The organism is Erwinia sp. B116 (assembly GCF_002865965.1).
Taxonomy (GTDB): Bacteria; Pseudomonadota; Gammaproteobacteria; order Enterobacterales; family Enterobacteriaceae; genus Erwinia.
In genome coordinates this window covers 18471-39507 of sequence record NZ_JRZZ01000031.1, presented here as the reverse complement: position 1 = coordinate 39507, position 21037 = coordinate 18471, and the positions used below count along the sequence as shown (strand labels likewise).

The following is a 21037-nucleotide window of genomic DNA, read 5'->3' as shown; positions in this document are numbered from 1 at the left end:
ATTGAATTATCTGTAATGATAACAGGCGGCACCCTAAGTCTAACCCCCTGTTTGACAGATTCCATGATTAAACACGTGAAATTTCTCATTTCATGGCGGCGGTCAGCGCCGGAAGCCGTTTACAGGGTAAAGGAAGCAGCGCTGATTCCACGGCAATCGATAAAACGGCACTGGCGCGGGTGGATCTGAATAAAGCGGCAGCCGCGCAGATCGCAGCGCTCAAACACCAGCGGTTTCTGCCCGGTTTCACAGTGGGAAAAAGTACTGCCGCTAAAGCTGCAGTCGTGAAAACGCAGGTCGTCGAGCACGCAGCGGTTAAACAGCGAGTGGTTCAGCACGCTGTGGCGCACCAGCGTGTCCCGCCACAGCGTGCGGTAAAAGATCGCCTGCAACTGGCCCCCGGCGATCAGCAGGCCCTTAAAGCGGCTGCGGGTAAACAGCCCCTGCAGAGTAAAGGTGTGGCTAAAACCACCGGTACCGTCGATGTTCAGCACGTCGCAGTCATTATCCTCAACGATCAGCCCGCTACCAGGCTGCAGCCGCAGGTAGCAGCAGCGCAGGTGGCTGGCCGTGATGCGCAGTAGCCCCTCTACGCTCAGCCGGCAGCGCTGCATATGGCCGTGAGCGATTGCCAGTGCACCGGTGGTTTGCAGCGTACAGTCGCTGAGGCGGCTGCTATCGACCGTAATCAGCGAACCGGCGTTGACCGCATTAGTGCAGTCGAGGTGAACCTGGGTCAGGGTGCAGTGTTCAATGCGTGAGGTTCCGCTGGCACGGCTCAGACGGTGGCTTTCTGCGGTGATAATACGGTTGCTGAAGGCGAATGCATTCGCCCCCTGGTGAACAGAGTTCATAAACATGAAGGATTTCCGCTATAGTATGGCGCGTGGGCAGGGTTGCCCGAAGGAGTGAAAAGCGGTTATACGAAAAGGGCCGATCGCAAACAACAGCGATTCTGGACACTTTTATGCAGAGTTCGCCGTTATACCCGCGCCGTTTATGCCAGTCCGCCCGCTACCCGGCTCTTCCCCGTCTTTGCCTTCCCTCAACTGCATTTTTTCCACCGCCGCGCAGAAAGTCCTCGTCTCAGGGAATTAAATATTCCATAATATTATTCCTGAAAGAATCGAAAAAGCTCAGTAAGGGGAAACAATGAATCTCGGTGCGCTGGTCTCAGAAACGCGAAACCCGGACACGCTCGATCTCGACAGTCTGTCGACGCTGGCAATGGTGACCAAATTTAATCAGCAGGACGCTACGGTGGCCGCGGCGGTGGGTATTACGCTGCCGCAGGTGGCCGAGGCGGTGGATGCGGCGGCGGCGGCGCTGGCGTCGGGCGGACGTCTGATCTATACCGGCGCGGGCACCAGCGGCCGGCTGGGCGTGCTGGATGCCTCCGAATGCCCGCCAACCTTCGGCGTGCCGCACGGCCTGGTGATTGGACTGATCGCCGGTGGCCCCGGCGCGCTACTGAAAGCGGTGGAAGGGGCAGAAGATGACCCGCAGCTGGGGGCCAGCGACCTGCAGGCGTTAAACCTGACGCCGCAGGATATGGTGGTCGGCCTCGCCGCCTCGGGGCGTACCCCTTATGTGATCGGCGCGCTGCGCTACGCCCGCCAGCTCGGCTGCGCCACCGCCGCCGTCTCCTGTAACCCGGACTCGCCAATTGCCCGCGAAGCCGCCATCGCCATCTCGCCGGTGGTCGGCCCTGAAGCGCTGACCGGTTCGACGCGGCTGAAGTCCGGCACCGCGCAGAAGCTGGTGCTGAATATGATCTCCACCGGCGCGATGGTCAGGGTTGGCAAGGTCTATCAGAACCTGATGGTGGATATGCAGGCCACCAACGTCAAGCTGGTGGATCGCGCGCAGCGCATGGTGATCGAAGCCACCGGCTGTGACGCTGAACAGGCGCGGGCGGCCTTACAGCAGGCCGGCAGCCAGGTGAAGACTGCGATCCTGATGATCCTCGCAGATATCAGCGCCGGGGAAGCTGAACGCCGGCTGGCTCAGCATCACGGTTTTCTGCGGGCGGCGCTGCAGGCATAAAGCAGACCGCGTGCTGATTGGCTATGCTAATGTTGCCGTTCAGTATTTTCACCGCCTGCTGCGTGGCTGAATATCATCGGTAGCGGCGTTGGTTCGCGCAGCGGAAGGGACTTAACCCCTGAGGAGCATGGTTTGACGACTGGTCGGGAACGACGCGTAATTTTTTTTGATTTAGACGGTACCCTGCACCAGCAGGATATGTTTGGCACGTACATGCGCTGGCTGCTGTGGCGTCAGCCGCTTAACCTGCTGCTGGTACTGCCGCTGCTGCCGGTGACTGGCGCGGCGCTGCTGCTGAAAGGCCGTGCGGCGCGCTGGCCGATGAGCCTGCTGCTGTGGGCGATCACCTTTGGCCACAGCGAATCCCGGCTGCTGCAGCGTGAAAAGCAGTTTGCCGCCTGGTTCCGCCAGCGGGTGACCGCCTTTCCGGTGGTGCAGCAGCGCCTGACCGACTACCTTAACAGCGACGATGCCGACGTCTGGTTAATTACCGGCTCACCGCAGACGCTGGTGGAACAGGTCTATTTTGACTCGGCGTTTCTGCCCAAAGTAAAGCTGATCGCCAGCCAGATGGTGGCCGCCCGCGGTGGCCGCGTACTGGCGATGCGCTGCCTCGGCCATGAGAAGGTGGCACAGCTTGAGGAACAGATCGGCACGCCGCTGCAGCTTTACAGCGGCTACAGCGACAGCAAGCAGGATAACCCGCTGCTGTTCTTCTGCCAGCACCGCTTCCGCGTAACGCCGACCGGTCAGCTACAGCAGCTGGAGTAAAGGCTACGGCAGCTTCTTTATGACCTGCCCTGCGTCAGCTGCATCTTAGCTGCCCTTACGTTTGTTACAGCCTGGCACTGCCGGTGCGCTGGCAGACAAAATTATCCGGCTGACGGCGGGGCAGTACCCTTACTATTTAAGGTATACTGTCGCGCTTTTTTTTGCTGGAGACGCGGGTGAGCGACAATAACGATGAATTCTGGATGCGTCATGCGCTGACGCTGGCCCGCCGTGCCTGGCAGGAGGGCGAGGTGCCGGTCGGTGCGGTGCTGGTGCATGAAGGGCGGGTGATAGGTGAGGGCTGGAACCGGCCGATTGGCCACCACGATCCGACCGCCCACGCCGAGATTATGGCGCTGCGCCAGGGCGGGAAGGTGATTGAAAACTACCGCCTGCTGGATACTACCCTCTACGTCACCCTCGAGCCCTGCGTGATGTGCGCCGGGGCGATGGTGCACGGCCGGGTAGGGCGGCTGGTATTTGGCGCGCGCGATGCTAAAACCGGCGCGGCCGGCTCGCTGATCGACGTGCTCAGTCATCCGGGTATGAACCACCAGGTGCAGGTCGATGAAGGGGTGCTGGCAGAGGAGTGTGCCGCAATGCTCAGCGACTTTTTCCGCCAGCGTCGCGCCGAGAAAAAGGCGCTGCGCCAGCAGCAGCAGCAGGGCACGTCGTCAGCGGACTGATCAGTTCATCGCCAGCTGCGGTGCGACCGCCGGGTAACCGCTGCCGAGTTCGGCTTCGGTAGCCGCCTTCTGTGCCAGCTTGCGCTCCTGGTCGTCCAGATAACCCACCAGGCTCAGCTGATATTTGCGGATATTCTCCACATAGGCATAGGCTTCGTGGCCGCGCGCAAAGCCGTAGGCGGTCTGGCTGTAGTAGCGTTTCTGGCTGAGCATCGGCAGGCGCAGTTTGACATCGGCCCAGCTGTCCGGGTTGCCGTTCTGCTTATCCGTCAGTTTACGTGCGTCGAGCATATGCGCGAAGCCCATATTGTAGGCGGCCAGCGCAAACCAGATGCGCTCATCTTCAGGGATGCTGTCCGGCACCTTCTCCATCAGCCGCTGCAGGTAGACGCTGCCGCCGCGGATGCTCTGCTCCGGGTCGGTGCGGTCCTTCACGCTGACGCTGTCGGCGGTGTTACGCGTCAGCATCATCATGCCGCGCACCCCGGTCGGTGAGGTGGCCTGCGGGTTCCAGTGCGACTCCTGGTAGGCGATCGCCGCCAGCAGTTTCCAGTCAATATTCTGCGCATACTTCTCGAACAGCGGTTTAATGTCCGGCAGGGTGCCGTCAATCGCCCGCAGGAAGGTACGGGTGTCGACGTAGTCAAAGGTGCCAACGTGGCCGAGATACTTCTCATCCAGCCGCGCCATCGATCCCTCTTCGCCCATCATATTAAAGAAGTCGAGCATCGCGGCGTTGAGGCTGTCGTCTTTCTCATCCTGCACATACCAGGTGACCGGCTCTTCGTCGGTGATATCAAAGGCGACGGCCAGCTGCGGATGGATACGCTGCATCAGCGCGATGGTCACCGAATCCGCCACGGTGTAATCCAGCTTGCCGTCTGCCACCGCCTCCAGCAGCTGCTGCGGGGTGCGGTCGGTGGCGATCGCCCAGTCGAGATCCGGGTACTGATTGCTCTTCATATCGCGCAGCGTTGACAGGTAGGCCGAGCCGGAGGCGGCGACCAGCCGGCCTTTAAGATCCCCCGGGTTCTTAGGCCGCGCAGCGCCCATGCGGTACACCAGCTGCTGCGACACCGAATAGTAGGAGGGACCGGTCTGGAAGCGCGTCAGCCGGTCGTGGTTGTAAATCAGACCGGCCGCCAGCACGTCAGCTTTGTCATCTTCCAGATCGTCAAACAGATCGCTCAGGTTCGGACGGACGGTCACTTCCAGCTTCACGCCGAGGTAATCGGCAAAGCGTTTTGCCAGCTCGTAATCCATACCGGCCGGTGATTTGTTGACGGTGTACCAGGTAAGCGGAGAATTTATGGTGCTGACGCGCAGCACGCCCCGCGATTTGATCTGCCCGATACGGTCGGTGGCACCGCCATACCAGGGGATCGCCGGCCACAGCGCCAGCGCGAGCAGCACGGTGATCAGCCCGATCAGAAGATAGTTAAATTTTAGGCGTTTCAAATAGTTATCTCTCGATGGTTCTCAGGTATCTGTCTTATTTAGCAGTTTTATGGGGTCGAAATTCGGCCTGAGCGTGGGGCATTCTGCTCAACTCGGCGGCGGGGCGCAACAGAAATCCACCTGGATTGTGTAATTTTCAGTCAATTCTGCACGGCATGAAATTCTGCGCAAACGGTTTCGTAACGGCGGGGAATTCTCTATAATAGCGCCCGTTTTCCCTGTTGCGCCCAATGAAGCGTCGCCCGGCGCTTCGAGACGAGAGATCTTAATGATGGAAATTCTGCGTGGTTCGCCCGCTCTGTCGGCATTTCGTATTAACAAACTGCTGACCCGCTTTCAGGACGCTCACCTGCCGGTGAGTGATATTTACGCCGAGTATGTCCATTTCGCTGACGTCAGCGCACCGCTGAGTGCGGATGAAAAGGCGCGCCTGCAGCGCCTGCTGAAGTACGGTCCCTCTCTCGCTGAGCATACCCCGGAAGGCCGCCTGCTGCTGGTGACCCCGCGTCCAGGCACCATCTCTCCGTGGTCGTCCAAAGCCACCGATATCGCCCATAACTGTGACCTGCCGCAGGTGCTGCGCCTGGAGCGCGGCCTGGCGTTCTACGTGAAGGCCGAGCTGACCGACGCGCAGTGGGCGCAGCTGTCCGCGGCGCTGCACGACCGCATGATGGAAACCGTGTTCAGCGAGCTGAGCGACGCTGAGCAGCTGTTTGCTCAGCATCAGCCGGCGCCGGTACAGAGCGTTGACGTGCTGGGTGCCGGCCGCGACGCGCTGGTACAGGCGAACATCAAACTGGGCCTGGCGCTGGCGGACGACGAGATCGACTACCTGCTGGCGGCGTTTGAAAAACTGGGGCGCAACCCGAACGACATCGAGCTGTATATGTTTGCTCAGGCCAACTCTGAGCACTGCCGCCATAAGATCTTCAACGCCGACTGGGTGATTGACGGTCAGGTGCAGCCGAAGTCGCTGTTTAAGATGATCAAAAACACCTTCGAGAAAACCCCGGACCACGTGCTGTCGGCCTATAAAGACAACGCCGCGGTAATGGAAGGCTCGAAGGTCGGCCGTTTCTACGCCGATCCGCAGGGCGGGTATGACTTCCACCAGGAAGAGACCCATATCCTGATGAAGGTGGAAACCCACAACCACCCGACCGCGATTTCGCCGTGGCCGGGTGCTGCCACCGGTTCCGGTGGCGAAATTCGTGACGAAGGCGCCACCGGGCGCGGTGCCAAACCGAAAGCCGGCCTGGTCGGTTTCTCGGTGTCGAACCTGCGTATCCCTGGCTTTGAACAGCCGTGGGAAGAGGATTTTGGCAAACCGGACCGCATCGTCACCGCGCTGGACATCATGACTGAAGGGCCGCTGGGCGGTGCCGCGTTTAACAACGAATTCGGTCGCCCGGCGCTGAACGGCTACTTCCGTACCTACGAAGAGCGCGTCACCAGCCACAACGGCGAAGAGCTGCGCGGCTACCATAAGCCGATCATGCTGGCGGGCGGTATCGGTAATATCCGTGCCGACCACGTGCAGAAGGGCGAAATCACCGTCGGCGCGAAGCTGATCGTGCTGGGTGGCCCGGCGATGAATATCGGCCTCGGCGGCGGCGCGGCCTCCTCTATGGCCTCCGGCCAGTCTGACGCCGACCTCGACTTCGCCTCGGTGCAACGCGACAACCCGGAAATGGAGCGTCGGTGCCAGGAAGTGATCGACCGCTGCTGGCAGCTGGGCGAAGCCAACCCGATTCTGTTTATCCACGACGTTGGAGCGGGCGGCCTGTCTAACGCCATGCCGGAGCTGGTCAGCGACGGCGAGCGCGGTGGCCGTTTCAACCTGCGTGATATCCTCAACGACGAGCCGGGCATGAGCCCGCTGGAAGTGTGGTGTAACGAATCGCAGGAGCGCTACGTGCTGGCGGTTGCGCCGGAGAGCCTGGCGCTGTTCGACGAGCTGTGCCAGCGCGAGCGCGCGCCGTACGCGGTGATCGGTGAAGCCACCGAAGAGATGCACCTGTCGCTGGCCGACAGCCATTTCGACAACACGCCGATCGATATGCCGCTCGACGTGCTGCTGGGCAAAACGCCAAAAATGACCCGCGACGTCTCCACGCTGCAGGTTCAGGGGCAACCGCTGGTGCGTAACGGCATCTCGATTGCCGATGCGGTTAACCGCGTGCTGCACCTGCCGACCGTGGCCGAGAAGACCTTCCTGATCTCGATCGGCGACCGCTCGGTAACCGGTATGGTCGCCCGCGACCAGATGGTCGGCCCGTGGCAGATCCCGGTGGCCAACTGTGCGGTCACCACCGCCAGCCTCGACAGCTACCACGGTGAAGCGATGGCGCTGGGCGAACGTGCCCCGGTAGCGCTGCTTGACTTCGCCGCCTCCGGCCGCCTGGCCGTCGGTGAAGCGCTGACCAACATCGCCGCCACCGAAATTGGCCCGCTGACCCGCGTTAAGCTGTCGGCAAACTGGATGGCCGCTGCCGGCCACCCGGGTGAAGACGCTGGCCTGTACGAAGCGGTGAAAGCGGTGGGCGAAGAGCTCTGCCCGGCGCTGGGCATCACCATTCCGGTGGGCAAAGACTCGATGTCGATGAAAACCCGCTGGCAGCAGGGCACCGAGCAGCGCGAGATGACCTCGCCGCTGTCGCTGGTGATCACCGCCTTTGCCCGTGTGGAAGACGTGCGCAAAACCGTGACCCCGCAGCTGCAGACCGTAGATAACAGCCTGCTGCTGATCGACCTCGGCCGCGGCGTCAACGCGCTGGGCGCTACCGCGTTGTCGCAGGTTTACCGCCAGCTGGGCGATAAGCCGGCCGACGTGCGCGACGTGCAGCAGCTGGCCGGTTTCTGGCACGCTATCCAGGCGCTGGTAGCCGACGGCAAACTGCTGGCCTACCATGACCGCTCCGACGGCGGCCTGCTGGTGACGCTGGCCGAGATGGCCTTTACCGGCCACTGCGGCATCAACGTGGATATCGCCGCGCTGGGCAGCGACAGCCTGGCTGCGCTGTTTAACGAAGAGCTGGGCGCGGTGATTCAGGTTGCCGCCGCCGACCGCGACGCGGTGCTGGCGGTGTTTGCTGAACACGGCCTCGCGGACTGCGTCCACGTGCTGGGCCAGGCGACGCAGGGCGACCGCTTTGTGATCGCCTCCGGTGACTCTGCGGTGTACAGCGAAAGCCGTACCACCCTGCGTACCTGGTGGGCCGAGACCACCTGGCAGATGCAGCGCCTGCGCGACAACCCGGAATGTGCCGATCAGGAACACGCCGCCAAGCTGGATGATAACGATCCGGGCCTGAACGTTTCCCTGAGCTTCGCACCGCAGGAAGATATCGCCGCGCCGTTTATCGCTACCGGTGCCCGTCCGAAAGTGGCGGTGCTGCGTGAGCAGGGCGTTAACTCCCACGTGGAGATGGCGGCCGCCTTCCACCGCGCCGGTTTTGACGCGGTTGACGTGCATATGAGCGACCTGCTGGCCGGCCGTCGTGGCCTGGCCGATATGCAGGCGCTGGTCGCCTGTGGCGGCTTCTCCTACGGTGACGTGCTGGGTGCCGGTGAAGGCTGGGCGAAATCGATCCTGTTCAACGCCCGCGTGCGCGACGAGTTCGAAACCTTCTTCCACCGCCCGCAGACGCTGGCGCTGGGCGTCTGTAACGGCTGCCAGATGATGTCTAACCTGCGCGAGCTGATCCCGGGCAGCGAAGAGTGGCCGCGCTTTGTGCGTAACCAGTCCGAGCGTTTTGAAGCCCGCTTCAGCCTGGTGGAAGTGGCGGCCAGCCCGTCACTGCTGCTGGACGGCATGGCCGGTTCCCGTATGCCGATCGCCGTTTCCCACGGTGAAGGCTTTGTGGAAGTGCGCAGCGATGCGCACCTGGCACAGCTGGAAGCTAAAGGCCTGGTGGCGCTGCGCTTCGTGGACAACTTCGGTAAGGTCACCCAGCAGTATCCGGCCAACCCGAACGGCTCCCCGAACGGCATTACCGCTGTCACCAACGAAAGCGGCCGCGTGACCATTATGATGCCACACCCGGAGCGCGTGTTCCGTACCGTCAGCAACTCCTGGCACCCAACCGAGTGGGGCGAGGACAGCCCGTGGATGCGCATTTTCCGCAATGCGCGTAAACAGCTGGGTTAATTAACCCGCTAACAGGAAGGCCGGGGAAACCCGGCCTTTTTATTGGTTTCGGTTTCAGCATCGCCCGGCGGGTCCCGCTCCCTCAGCATGCGTTGATTCTGATAGTGCTGAAGATAAGCGGGTGAATCGCAGTGCTGCGGATCGATGTTGACGCGCGGACGGTTGATTAAGCCATGTTACTCTTTAGCGACACTCTGTTAACCGGAGTGTCGTCATATGGTGACATTTAACCTGTTGAATTTAATGGCGGAGTTTTTCCTGGTTGGCAATGCGTTGCTTTGCAGCGACAGTCGTCACCGAAATCAGAAGGCAATGAGCAGGGTGATGAGCAGCTGAAATGACATAAGTCACCGTTTAACAGGGTGTTACTACACTTATTGCAAAACTGGCACGCCAATTGCTATAATACCTTCAGTGGCTCATTCACCTGGTTATGACAGCCCTGCGCAAGCGGACTAGTAGCTCATAACATCCCGAATGACGCACAAAACGGTGCCTGCCGTCCACCCCACCGATAATCGTTCACTCTGTGACGTTATCAAGCATCGGACGAAACGTTGAGTTAGGCACCACCTCTTCCGCCGCGATGGTAAGCCGTCGCGGCACCGATGGCCGGTTCACTGAACCGGCCATTTTTTTATTGCGGTGCAATGACCGACATTACATAAGATGTTTACTCAAGATCATCAGCGCAAAATGATGTGGTACCGACTAAATAAACACCACGTGAAGAGGCGAGTCAGTTCATCTGTGGGGGTAATTCTGGATCTGGAAAGATAAAATGATGTTTAGTTTTTTTATTTTTTACTATCACATACGTTTTCTTTTGACTGAAATATTTTTTTATAAATGTATACCCCTGATTGGGCAAAAAAATAATAAATTATTAGCATGATAACGAAGCGGGAGAAATTTGCTGGGAATTTGTACCAGCTTTCAAATATTATGCCAGCACCACTAAGCAAACAGGAACCAACCAGGATACCGATAAAAATACTGAGAGTTTTAATTAATGTTCCCATATTTCGACCTCATATTCCCTCCTGGTGCACCAGAAGAGAATTTTAATCATTGAAACTGCATTATCAGATAACCATATCAGTGAGTGAAACAACCGCCAGCCAGTGCGCCACCTACCAACCCAAGCGCCATACCAGGCAGGCCACCCACTGAGCCTGCAATTATCCCTCCGATGATGCCATTATTGCAATTAATCACGTTAGGATCGTTTGGGTTTCGTGGGTAGGTAGGGTTTGCACGCGCACCTGAGACCGCTTTAATTTTTTAGTGTCTAAATTTCTCATATTAATATCCTTATATTTTTTTAAGTTCACCCTGCCTGCTGGCAGGAACTCGAATTTAAGGTGAGTGATGGCTTTGTGCAATAGCTATAATACGAAAAAGATGAGGGTGTTTATCAGGACAGAGTCCTGACAGGGCTGTGTTGAGGGGGAAATTATCTTCAGGGAATCCGGGCCATACGACCTGGTTAATCTACACTCTTCATCATTTGCTAAACGGGTAGATATTTATTCTCCGCTCTCCGGCCAGCGCACTTCCCTCCGCCGCCGCTCTCCGTTAGCATCGCTGTTTTGTTGACGACGAGATCTCCCCGTGAAAAGTTGGCGTCTGTTCCCGCGTTCCCTGCGTCAGCTGGTGCTGATGGCGTTCTTATTGGTGCTGCTGCCGCTGCTGGTGCTGGCCTGGCAGGCGTGGGAGAGCCTCTCCGCGCTGAGCGAGCGGGCGGCGGACACCAACCGCACCACGCTGACCGACGTGCGCCGTAGCGAGGCGATGGCGCGCACCGCGCTGGAGCTGGAACGCAGCTACCGCCAGTACTGCGTGCTGGATGACCCGATGCTGGCGCGCCTCTATCAGACCCAGCGCAGTCGCTACTCACAGATGCTGGACGCCCACGCCCAGGTGCTGCCGGATATGTCGACCTACCAGAGCCTGCGGCAGAACCTGACCCTGCTCAGCCAGCTGCACTGCACCACCAGCGGCCCGGTCAGGGAAGCGGGCGACGCGCTGGAGGCGTTCTCGCAGGCTAACGTACAGCTGGTGCAGACTACCCGCGAAGTGGTGTTTGCCCGTGGACTGCAGTTACAGCGCGAAATTGCCGATCGCGGCCAGTTCTTCGGCTGGCAGGCGCTGACGCTGTTTCTGCTCAGCCTCGGGCTGGTGCTGCTCTGCACGCGGATGATTATCGGGCCGGTGAAGGCGGTGGAGCGGATGATTAACCGGCTGGGGGAGGGGAAGCCTCTCGGCCAGAGCTTCGCCTTTAAAGGGCCGCGTGAGATCCGTTCGCTGGCGCAGCGCATCCTGTGGCTGAGCGAGCGCCTCGCCTGGCTGGAGGCGCAGCGCCACGAGTTCCTGCGGCATATCTCCCACGAGCTGAAAACGCCGCTGGCCAGCATGCGCGAAGGCACCGAACTGCTGGCCGACGGCGTGGCCGGGCCGCTGACCGCTGACCAGCGTGAGGTGGTCAGCATTCTCGACGACAGCAGCCGCCATCTGCAGCGGCTGATTGAACAGCTGCTCGACTACAACCGCAAGCTGGCCGACGGCCCGGCGGTGCTGGAGCCGGTGACGCTGGCGCCGATGATTGAGCAGCTTATCACCACCCACAGCCTGACCGCCCGCGCCAAATCGATGCGCACCGAAACAGACCTGCAGGCCGCCGCCTGCATGGCCGAACCGACTTTGTTACTGCGCGCCATCGATAATCTTTACTCCAATGCGCTACACTACGGCGCAGAGTCCGGCACCATCTGGATCAGCAGCCGCCAGCAGGGCGATCGGGTGATTATCGACGTGGCCAACAGCGGCACGCCGATTCCCTATGGCGAGCGGGCGATGATCTTTGAACCCTTCTTCCAGGGCAACCTGCAGCGCAAAGGCGCTGTGAAGGGCAGCGGGCTGGGCCTGAGTATTGCCAGGGATTGCCTGCACCGCCTGCAGGGCGACCTGCAGCTGGCAGAGCACGCTAAGGCAGACGTCTGCTTTCGTATCGAACTGAATAGCACCGCCGGGAACGGATCTTAATGCGACTGACACTTTCTCTTTTTCAACTACCGAGCCTGCGCCACGGCGCGGTCTGCGCCGTGGCGCTGCTTAGCGGCCTGCTGGCCGGCTGCAACACCCCCTCGCGCAGCGGCGCTGACGCTATTCATACCGGATCGCCACCGGAAAGCACCCTGGTGGATTATCACCAGGTCGGCTGTGCGTCGATCTGGTCATTTAACGATACGGCTGCGATGCATAATCCGCTCTACTGGCTGCGGGCGATGGACTGCGCAGAGCGCCTGTCACCGGCTGCTGCCCGGGCCGAAGCGCACCGCTGGTCGGCTGAGAACTGGCAGAGCACCTTTAAACAGGCGGTACTGCTGGATAACGGTAATGTCACGCCGGTGGAGCGCCGTCAGTATCTTGACCGGCTGGACGGCTACGGCAGCGATTACCCGGCCGCCGTGCGTCCGCTGCTGACGCTGTGGCGGGAAGGGCAGGGCTCGCTGCTGCAGCTTTCTGCGGAGCGCACGCGTTACGCCCATCTGCAGCAGAGCAGCGACGCCCAGCTGGACGCGCTGCGCCAGCAGGCCAGCAGCCAGAGCCAGCAGCTGGCGGACACCCGCCGCAAGCTCGACAGCCTGACCGACATTGAACGTCAGCTCTCATCCCGCCGCGCGCCGGATGCCGGCGATACCAGCCACGCCGACGACCGCGCGGAGCCGGCAGGCAGCCCGCGTCCGGGCAACCCCACCGGGGAGGATGCTAACCCATGATCAAACACGCCGCCCGCCTGTTGCTGGTCGACGACGACCCCTCGCTGCTGAAACTGCTGGGGATGCGCCTGAGCAGTGAAGGCTTTTTAGTCACCACCGCCGCCAGCGGCCCGGAGGCGCTGAAGCTGCTGAACCGGGAAACCTTCGACCTGGTGATTAGCGATCTGCGGATGGATGAGATGGACGGCATGGCGCTGTTCACCGAAATCCAGCGGCTGAAGCCGGGCATGCCGGTGATTATTCTCACCGCCCACGGCTCAATCCCGGACGCGGTTGCCGCCACCCGTCAGGGGGTGTTCAGCTTCCTGACCAAGCCGGTCGACCGCGATGCGCTGTACAAGGCGATTGATGAGGCGCTGGCGCAGCGCGCCCCGGGCAGCGATAACGCCTGGAGCGAGGCGATTGTCACCCGCAGCCCGCTGATGCTGCGGCTGCTGGAGCAGGCGCGCATGGTGGCGCAGTCTGACGTCAGCGTGCTGATCAACGGCCAGAGCGGTACCGGCAAAGAGGTGCTGGCGCAGGCGATCCACGCCGCCAGCCCGCGCGCCGGTAACGCCTTTATCGCCATCAACTGCGGCGCGCTGCCGGAACAGCTGCTGGAGTCCGAACTGTTCGGCCACGCCAAAGGGGCGTTTACCGGCGCGGTCAGCAGCCGTGAAGGGCTGTTCCAGGCCGCGGAGGGCGGCACGCTGTTTCTTGATGAGATAGGCGATATGCCGCAGGCGCTGCAGGTCAAGCTGCTGCGCGTGCTGCAGGAGCGTAAAGTGCGGCCGCTGGGCAGCAACCGCGATCTGGATATCAACGTGCGCATTATCTCCGCCACCCACCGCGACCTGCCGAAGGCGATGGAAAAGAAGGAGTTTCGTGAGGATCTCTACTACCGCCTTAACGTGGTCAGCCTCAAGCTGCCGGCGCTGCACGAGCGCGCGGAGGATATCCCGCTGCTGGCCGGCCACCTGCTCAAGCAGGCCGCCGAACGCCATAAACCCTTTGTGCGCAGCTTCTCCACCGACGCCCTGCGCCGGCTGATGGCCGCCAGCTGGCCGGGCAACGTGCGCCAGCTGGTCAACGTGATCGAACAGTGCGTGGCGCTGACCTCCGCGCCGGTCATCAGCGACGCGCTGGTGGAGCAGGCGCTGGCCGGTGAGAACACCGCGCTGCCGACCTTTGCCGAAGCGCGCAACCAGTTCGAGCTGAACTACCTGCGCAAGCTGCTGCAGATGACCCGCGGCAACGTCACTAACGCCGCGCGGCTGGCCGGGCGCAACCGCACCGAGTTCTATAAGCTGCTCTCGCGACATGAACTGGATGCCGCCGACTTTAAAGAGTAATTTTTCAGTGCCGTTAGTCGCCCTGGATATGGTAGTTTAGCTGCCTCAGAGCAGAGACAGACCGCGAAGCGTGACCTGTCCGGTGAATACTCATATGAATACCCGTCCGGACGCGGCGGGAAGAAAAAGGTCTGCCATGAAAAAGATTGACGCAATTATCAAGCCGTTCAAACTGGATGACGTGCGCGAAGCGCTGGCGGAAGTCGGCATCACCGGGATGACGGTAACCGAAGTGAAGGGCTTTGGCCGCCAGAAGGGCCATACCGAGCTGTACCGCGGCGCCGAGTACATGGTCGATTTTCTGCCGAAGGTGAAAATTGAGATCGTGGTGGCGGACGACATCGTCGACACCTGCGTCGACACCATCATGAACACCGCGCAGACCGGCAAAATCGGCGACGGTAAAATCTTCGTCTTCGACGTGGCGCGCGTGGTGCGCATTCGTACCGGTGAGGAAGACGAAGAGGCGATCTGATCGCTGAATCTCGCCAGTGCGTCAGCCCGGGTCACCGGGCTGGATTTGCCGGTTGCCTGATTAGCAAGCCGTTGCTGACCACTCTCTGTTGTATCCTCCCAGACTCCAGACTCCACTTCACCCACCGAAGCTGATTTCACGCGGCTGAGCTGAGTTTCCCGCTCATTTTCTGGCGTGATGACTGTTTTTTCAGCGGCAGGCCGCACCCGGCGGATAGGAAAACCGCATCCTGCAGATGAATAAAAATCCGTAAATCAGGGGTTGCAAAAAGCGTAACTAACCCTTGCCAGTACTGGAGCCAATCGTTTGCGTAAAAAGGCAGTTTTGATGCTATTCAACGGGTAGGTAAACAGTTTACACTGTTGCCCATCACCCCTCAGGGGGTCATTTCTTATTTAAAGTCAGTTGAGTCAGGAGATGCAGATGTTAAAGCGTGAAATGAACATTGCCGATTACGACGCCGAGTTATGGCAGGCGATGGAGCAGGAGAAAGTGCGTCAGGAAGAGCACATCGAGCTGATTGCTTCAGAAAACTACACCAGCCCACGCGTGATGCAGGCTCAGGGCTCACAGCTGACCAACAAATACGCCGAAGGTTACCCGGGCAAGCGCTACTACGGTGGCTGTGAGTACGTGGATATCGTTGAGCAGCTGGCTATCGACCGTGCCAAAGAGCTGTTCGGTGCCGACTACGCTAACGTGCAGCCGCACTCCGGTTCTCAGGCTAATTTCGCGGTTTACACCGCGCTGCTGCAGCCGGGCGACACCATTCTGGGTATGAACCTGGCGCACGGTGGTCACCTGACCCACGGTTCCCCGGTTAACCTGTCCGGTAAACTGTATAAGGTCATTCCTTACGGCATCGATGAGACCGGTCAGATCGACTACAACGAACTGGCCGAGCTGGCGAAACAGCACCAGCCGAAAATGATCGTTGGCGGCTTCTCTGCTTACTCCGGCGTGTGCGACTGGGCCAAAATGCGTGAAATCGCAGACTCGGTTGGCGCTTACCTGTTCGTGGATATGGCGCACGTGGCGGGCCTGATCGCCGCAGACGTCTACCCGAACCCGGTACCGCATGCCCATATCGTCACCTCTACCACCCACAAAACCCTGGCAGGTCCGCGCGGCGGCATCATCCTGGCGAAAGGCGGTGACGAAGATTTCTACAAAAAGCTGAACTCAGCCGTCTTCCCTGGCGGCCAGGGCGGCCCGCTGATGCACGTAATCGCTGGTAAAGCGGTGGCGTTCAAAGAAGCGATGGAGCCGGAGTTCAAAACCTACCAGCAGCAGGTGGCAAAAAACGCCAAAGCGATGGTTGAGGTGTTCCTGTCCCGTGGTTACAACGTGGTATCCGGCGGCACGCATAACCACCTGTTCCTGCTGGACCTGGTGGACAAGAACCTGACCGGTAAAGAAGCTGACGCCGCCCTGGGCCGCGCCAACATCACCGTCAACAAAAACAGCGTGCCTAACGATCCGAAGAGCCCGTTTGTCACCTCCGGTATCCGCATCGGTTCTCCTGCGGTGACCCGTCGCGGCTTCAAAGAAGCTGAAGTGCGTGAACTGGCTGGCTGGATCAGCGATATTCTCGACAATATCAGCGATGAAGCGGTCAGCGAGCGCGTCAAGAAGCAGGTGCTGGAAATCTGCGCACGCTTCCCGGTTTACGCGTAAGTGAGATAACCCACCGGCCGGACGCATAAGGCCTCCGGTGAGGCAGGGCGGTTCCGTTATGGAAGCTGCCCCACAGATAGCGGGACACGCCAGTGTCCCGCTATTTTTTTATCCGCCGCCAGCGTGTAGAGTAGCCGCACTTTGTCGGAGGGAAAATGACGATACGATCCACCTACTGGCTCGGGCTGAGCTACTTCACCTATTTCTTCGCCTATGGGGTTTACCTGCCGTTCTGGGCGGTGTGGCTAAAAGGCCGCGGCCTGTCGCCGGAGCAGATTGGCCTGCTGCTGGGCAGCGGCCTGGTTGCCCGCTTCGCCGGCAGCCTGCTGATTGCCTCCCGCGTTAACGATCCGGCGAAGCTGGTCGGCGCGCTGCGCCTGCTGGCGGTATTGACGCTGCTGTTTGCCGCCGGCTTCTGGCTCGGCAGCCAGTGGCTGTGGCTGCTGCTGGTGATGATCGGCTTTAACCTGTTCTTTTCGCCGCTGGTGCCGCTCAGCGATGCGCTGGCCGCCACCTGGCAGCGGCAGATCGCGCTGCCTTACGGGCCGGTGCGGCTGTGGGGATCGCTGGCGTTTGTGATCAGCTCGGCGCTGACCGGGGTGCTGGTCAGCCACTTCTCGTACCAGGCGATTCTGGTGCTGCTCTGTGCCGGCAGCGGGGCGATGATCCTCGGCATGCTGCTGCAGCCGGCGGTGATGCCGCAGGGCGAGGCGAAGCAGGGCGGCCCGGCGGGGCAGACCCGCTGGACGGCGCTGCTGACGGAGAGCGCCGTCTGGCGCTTTATGCTGTGCGTGACGCTGATGCAGGGGGCGCACGCCGCCTATTACGGCTTCAGCGCAATCTGGTGGCAGGAGGCGGGCTACCCGGCCAGCGTGGTTGGCTATCTGTGGTCGCTGGGGGTGGTGGCGGAGATCGTGATTTTCGCCGCCAGCCATCGCCTGTTCCGCCGCTGGTCGGCGCGCGATCTGCTGCTGCTGTCGGCGGTAAGCGGCATCGTACGCTGGAGCATTATGGCCAGCACCACCGATCTCGGCTGGCTGATCGCGGCGCAGATCCTGCACTGCGGCAGCTTCACCGTCTGCCACCTGGCAGCGATGCGCTTTATCGCCGCCCGGCAGGGGGCGGAGGTGATCCGCCTGCAGTCGCTCTATTCTGCGCTGGCAATGGGCGGCGGGATCGCGCTGATGACCATGGTCTGCGGCGTGCTGTTCCAGCACCTGCAGGCGGGCATGTTCTGGGTGATGGCGCTGCTGGTCGTGCCGGCGCTTTTTCTGCGGCCGAAGGTGGCGTAGCCCCGTCAGGACTCCAGCAGCGCGCGGATGCTCAGCTGCTGGTGTTCGCCCAGCGGCAGCTCGGCGTGGATCAGCGGCGGTGAGTAGAGCGGCAGCGGCGTGGCGTAGGGGGTGATCACCAGCGCGATGCCTTTTGGCGCGCTGCTGCGCTGAAAGTCGACGACGTCCAGATAGCGGATAGCGATTGGCAGCAGGGTCAGCTCGCGCAGCTGGCGCTCGATCTGCTGCTCCAGCTGCGGGTTGTCGCCGGTCAGCAGCAGCACCTGCTTCTCCTGTAATGCGCCGTCCTGCATCAGCCAGGCACCAAATATCACCGCCACCAGCCCCAGCTCCTCCGACGAAAACTGCAACCCGTACTGCTGTTCCACGCCGGCCAGCGCCGCACGGGTGGTACGCATCAGGCGCGGATAGTGGCTGGCGATATCTTCCGTCAGGTCGCCGTCGATGCCGATGCCGAACAGGCCGCGCTCCAGCGCCTGCGCCAGGTGGCTGTAGAGTTTTTCGCTCAGCCCCGCCGGATGGTGAAAACGCATGCCGGCCAGCTGTTCAAAGTTCGCGATCAACTGCTCCACCGCCGCGTGCAGCTGCCGTTCGTGATCCCCCAGCAGCGCGGCCGCGCTGGGCATATGCAGCTGGCTGAACAGCAGCGCCAGCTGTGCGGCGTCCGACTCTCCCGTTGCCTGCCAGCCGCGTTTTTGCCAGCAGGCGACGATCTGCAGCGCCAGCGTATACTCGTTTTTCGCCGCCAGCCACCGCTGCTGCGCCGGGGTTAACTGCAGCGGGCTGCGGTGCACCAGCGCGTACTGCAGGTACAGCAGCATCAGCTGGCCGTCACGCTCGCTAAACTGGCGGGTCAGCGTTTTCGCCGCGTGGGCGATCAGCGCACCCAGGTTACGTTCGTCGTACAGCGCCTTGTCCGGCAGACCGCTCAGCAGATGCTGCCTTAACTGCTGCGCAAACCAGCCCTGCACAAAGTCCGGTGACAGGCGCAGCGCGCGGCGCAGCCCGTGCAACAGGCATAAGCGCTGGTCGAGCGGCGTGCCGCTCAGCGCCAGCTGGCCCTCGGCATTCTCTGCGATAGCAAGGCGGTGATAACGCTGGATTTCCTGCGCCACCTCCGCTATATCTTGCCGGGCCAGCGCGTCATCGACGCCGTTATTCCGGCAGACGGACGCCAGCGTGACCGGAAGGCCAGGCAGGCACAGCATCAGGATCAGCTGACTGCGGCGCTGCGGGCTCGACAGGATAGCGGCGGCGGGGTGCCATTCACTCATCATCGGCGCTCCCTGAAATTAACTATTCCTCTAAGAATAGCGTTAGCGCGCGCATCCGGCCGGAACTGGCGGAGTTTATTCAGCGCTTTTCAAGTCAGGTCACAAAAAAGAGTCGAAAACCGTCGAGAGGTTGATATTGTTACGTTATAACAGTTACATTAAGCGACTGGCGCTGACCACGGTACTGCTGTCGCCGCTGGCCTGGTCGCATCCGCACAGCTTTATCGATATGCAGACCACGCTGGTCCACCAGGGAGACAACCTGACCGGGCTGAAAATGCGCTGGGTGATGGATGAAATCACCTCAGCCGACCTGCTGTACGACGCCGGTGAGGCGAAACCTGGTTCTGAAGTGTGGAAAAAACTGGCGGCGGAGGTCATGGCCAACGTGCTCGGCCAGCACTACTTCAGCGAGTTTTATCAGCAGAAGCAGCCGGTGAAGTTCGACAACCTGCCGCCGGAGTACCATCTGTCGCGCCAGGGGCACCAGGCGGTGCTGGAGTTTATTCTGCCGCTGGCCCACCCGCAGCCGCTGCGCGGCCAGCGCTACACCTTTACCACCTTTGACCCGACCTACTTTGTGGATATGTATTACGACTCTGAAAAATCGCTGACCGTCCCCGCCGATCTGCCGCAGTGCAGCCTGGCGCTGCACACCCCTAAACCGGATGCCTCAATGCAGGCGTATGCCCTGTCGCTGGATAAAGCCGATGCCCCGGCGGAAGAGATGGATCTCGGCCGCCAGTTTGCCCAGACGGTGACGCTGACATGTCAGTGATGCCGGTTACGGCACCGCGCTGGCGGCAGGCCTGGCCGCTGTGGCTGCTGGTGATACTCTTCGCCGGGGTGGCGCTGTTCGCCTGGCAGGCGTGGCCGCAGATCCTGCTGCAAAGCGTGCTGTGGCAGAAGGCGCTGCACCAGCAGATGACCGCGCTGCTGCAGCAGGTCGCCGCCAACCCGCATCAGGCCGGGCTGACGCTGATGGGCTTCAGCCTGCTGTACGGCGTGCTGCATGCGCTCGGCCCCGGGCACGGTAAAGTGGTGATCGCCACCTTTCTCGCCACCCATCCCACCCGCATCAAAACCAGCCTGCAGCTGACGCTGGCCGCCGCCATCGTGCAGGGCGGGGTGGCGATTGCGCTGGTTACGGTGATGCTGGTGGCGTTGCAGCTCTCCTCCCGGCAGCTGCACCTCAGCAGCTGGTGGCTGGAGAAAAGCAGCTATCTGCTGGTGGCCGCGCTGGGCGTCTGGCTGTGCTGGCGTGCGCTGGGCCGGCTGCGGCTGGCGCTGCGGCCCGTTGATGAGGGGGCCGCTGGCGCACTGGCTGAGGTCGTCCCGGTGGGCAACGCATCTGTTAATGCCATTCCGACGTCCGGCAGGCCTGCTGATGGCACACCGCAGGTGAATGAACCTGCTGCTGCCCTTGCCAGGCCTGAGCCGATGGCGGCTGCGGGGCAGGCGGTAGGGATCGCCGCCGTTGCTGCTGTGTCGACCGGCAGGTCGCAGAACGGAAAGATCACCTCAGCCACGCTGCTACAGCGCGCAGGAAATGCAGAGCCAACGGCTAATGGCGCGAGGGCGCTGCCTGGCCATCAGCATTCAGCCCATTGCGGCTGCGGCCATCAGCATCTGCCGGACGCGCGGCAGCTGGCCGCCGCCGTGGGCTGGAAAACGAAGCTGATGGTGGTGCTGTCAATGGGGCTGCGGCCCTGCTCGGGCGCGATCATGATGCTACTGTTCTCGAAGGTGATCGGCGTGTATCTGTGGGGCGTACTCTCGGCGCTGGTGATGGCGGCGGGTACCGCGCTGACCGTCTCGGCAATGGCGCTGCTGGTGCAGGTGTCGCGGGTGCTGGCGCTGCGCCTCAGCCGTAACCGACCGGCGGCGGCCTGGCATCAGGTGGCGTTAAGCTGCCTGGCGCTAAGCGGCGGAATACTGCTGGTGGCGATCGGGGTGATGCTGTGGCTCAGCGCCCAGCCGGCGATCTCAGGCGGCATTCGTCCGCTGTTTCGCTGAAAAACACGGTATCAGAGTGAGAAGGCAGGTCAGGATTGACTCAGAGGGGGGCAGATCTGAAGGGGCCTGGCATCAACTC

15 protein-coding genes are annotated in these 21037 nt (G+C 61.3%); 12 read left to right on the top strand and 3 right to left on the bottom strand.

The annotated features are described in order from the left end of the window. Positions 1-119: 119 nt before the first annotated feature. A complete protein-coding gene (locus NV64_RS17620) occupies positions 120-860 on the bottom strand; it encodes a pentapeptide repeat-containing protein (protein WP_101506442.1) in 741 nt (246 codons plus the stop codon). 292 nt (positions 861-1152) lie between these two features. On the opposite strand from NV64_RS17620, the gene murQ reads away from it, so the two are divergent. From murQ to tadA, 3 genes are all read left to right on the top strand, one after another. Then, entirely contained in the window at positions 1153-2046 is an 894-nt protein-coding gene (murQ, locus tag NV64_RS17615; RefSeq protein ID WP_056238846.1) for an N-acetylmuramic acid 6-phosphate etherase, read from the top strand. A 132-nt stretch (positions 2047-2178) separates the two neighbouring features. Beyond that, positions 2179-2817: a phosphatidylglycerophosphatase C gene (yfhb, locus tag NV64_RS17610; protein ID WP_056238848.1), complete on the top strand. Its 639-nt coding sequence runs from the start codon at positions 2179-2181 to the stop codon at positions 2815-2817. A 176-nt stretch (positions 2818-2993) separates the two neighbouring features. After that, positions 2994-3503 (top strand): tRNA adenosine(34) deaminase TadA, encoded by a 510-nt coding sequence (tadA, locus tag NV64_RS17605; protein ID WP_101506441.1) that lies wholly within the window; start codon positions 2994-2996, stop codon positions 3501-3503. Here tadA and mltF read toward each other — a convergent pair whose 3' ends face one another. Then, positions 3504-4961 carry a membrane-bound lytic murein transglycosylase MltF gene (gene mltF, locus NV64_RS17600; RefSeq protein ID WP_101506440.1) on the bottom strand — a complete coding sequence of 486 codons (1458 nt, stop codon included), beginning with the start codon at positions 4959-4961 and terminating at the stop codon, positions 3504-3506. A gap of 268 nt (positions 4962-5229) precedes the next feature. On the opposite strand from mltF, the gene purL reads away from it, so the two are divergent. From purL to NV64_RS17560, 7 genes are all read left to right on the top strand, one after another. After that, positions 5230-9111, top strand: a complete 3882-nt coding sequence (gene purL / locus NV64_RS17595; protein ID WP_056238859.1) for a phosphoribosylformylglycinamidine synthase — start codon at positions 5230-5232, stop codon at positions 9109-9111. A 1614-nt stretch (positions 9112-10725) separates the two neighbouring features. Continuing rightward, positions 10726-12156 carry a HAMP domain-containing sensor histidine kinase gene (locus NV64_RS17585; protein WP_082502372.1) on the top strand — a complete coding sequence of 477 codons (1431 nt, stop codon included), beginning with the start codon at positions 10726-10728 and terminating at the stop codon, positions 12154-12156. Then, on the top strand, positions 12156-12893 hold the full coding sequence (qseG, locus tag NV64_RS17580; protein WP_101506438.1) for a two-component system QseEF-associated lipoprotein QseG: 738 nt from the start codon (positions 12156-12158) through the stop codon (positions 12891-12893). Before NV64_RS17585 ends, qseG begins: the two co-directional genes overlap by 1 nt. Continuing rightward, a complete protein-coding gene (gene glrR, locus NV64_RS17575) occupies positions 12890-14224 on the top strand; it encodes a two-component system response regulator GlrR (protein WP_056238869.1) in 1335 nt (444 codons plus the stop codon). Before qseG ends, glrR begins: the two co-directional genes overlap by 4 nt. A 136-nt stretch (positions 14225-14360) precedes the next feature. Then, entirely contained in the window at positions 14361-14699 is a 339-nt protein-coding gene (gene glnB, locus NV64_RS17570; protein WP_056238873.1) for a nitrogen regulatory protein P-II, read from the top strand. 423 nt (positions 14700-15122) lie between these two features. Beyond that, entirely contained in the window at positions 15123-16376 is a 1254-nt protein-coding gene (glyA, locus tag NV64_RS17565; RefSeq protein ID WP_056238875.1) for a serine hydroxymethyltransferase, read from the top strand. 155 nt (positions 16377-16531) lie between these two features. Then, positions 16532-17668 (top strand): 3-phenylpropionate MFS transporter, encoded by a 1137-nt coding sequence (locus NV64_RS17560; protein WP_056238878.1) that lies wholly within the window; start codon positions 16532-16534, stop codon positions 17666-17668. 5 nt (positions 17669-17673) lie between these two features. Here NV64_RS17560 and csiE read toward each other — a convergent pair whose 3' ends face one another. Beyond that, complete coding sequence (gene csiE / locus NV64_RS17555) at positions 17674-18945, bottom strand: stationary phase inducible protein CsiE (protein ID WP_072166415.1); 1272 nt, start codon at positions 18943-18945, stop codon at positions 17674-17676. A 154-nt stretch (positions 18946-19099) separates the two neighbouring features. Here csiE and NV64_RS17550 point away from each other — a divergent pair, with 154 nt between their 5' ends. Next, a complete protein-coding gene (locus NV64_RS17550; protein ID WP_056239698.1) occupies positions 19100-19720 on the top strand; it encodes a DUF1007 family protein in 621 nt (206 codons plus the stop codon). Further along, positions 19711-20958: a nickel/cobalt transporter gene (locus NV64_RS17545; protein ID WP_101506436.1), complete on the top strand. Its 1248-nt coding sequence runs from the start codon at positions 19711-19713 to the stop codon at positions 20956-20958. Before NV64_RS17550 ends, NV64_RS17545 begins: the two co-directional genes overlap by 10 nt. Positions 20959-21037: the final 79 nt, after the last annotated feature.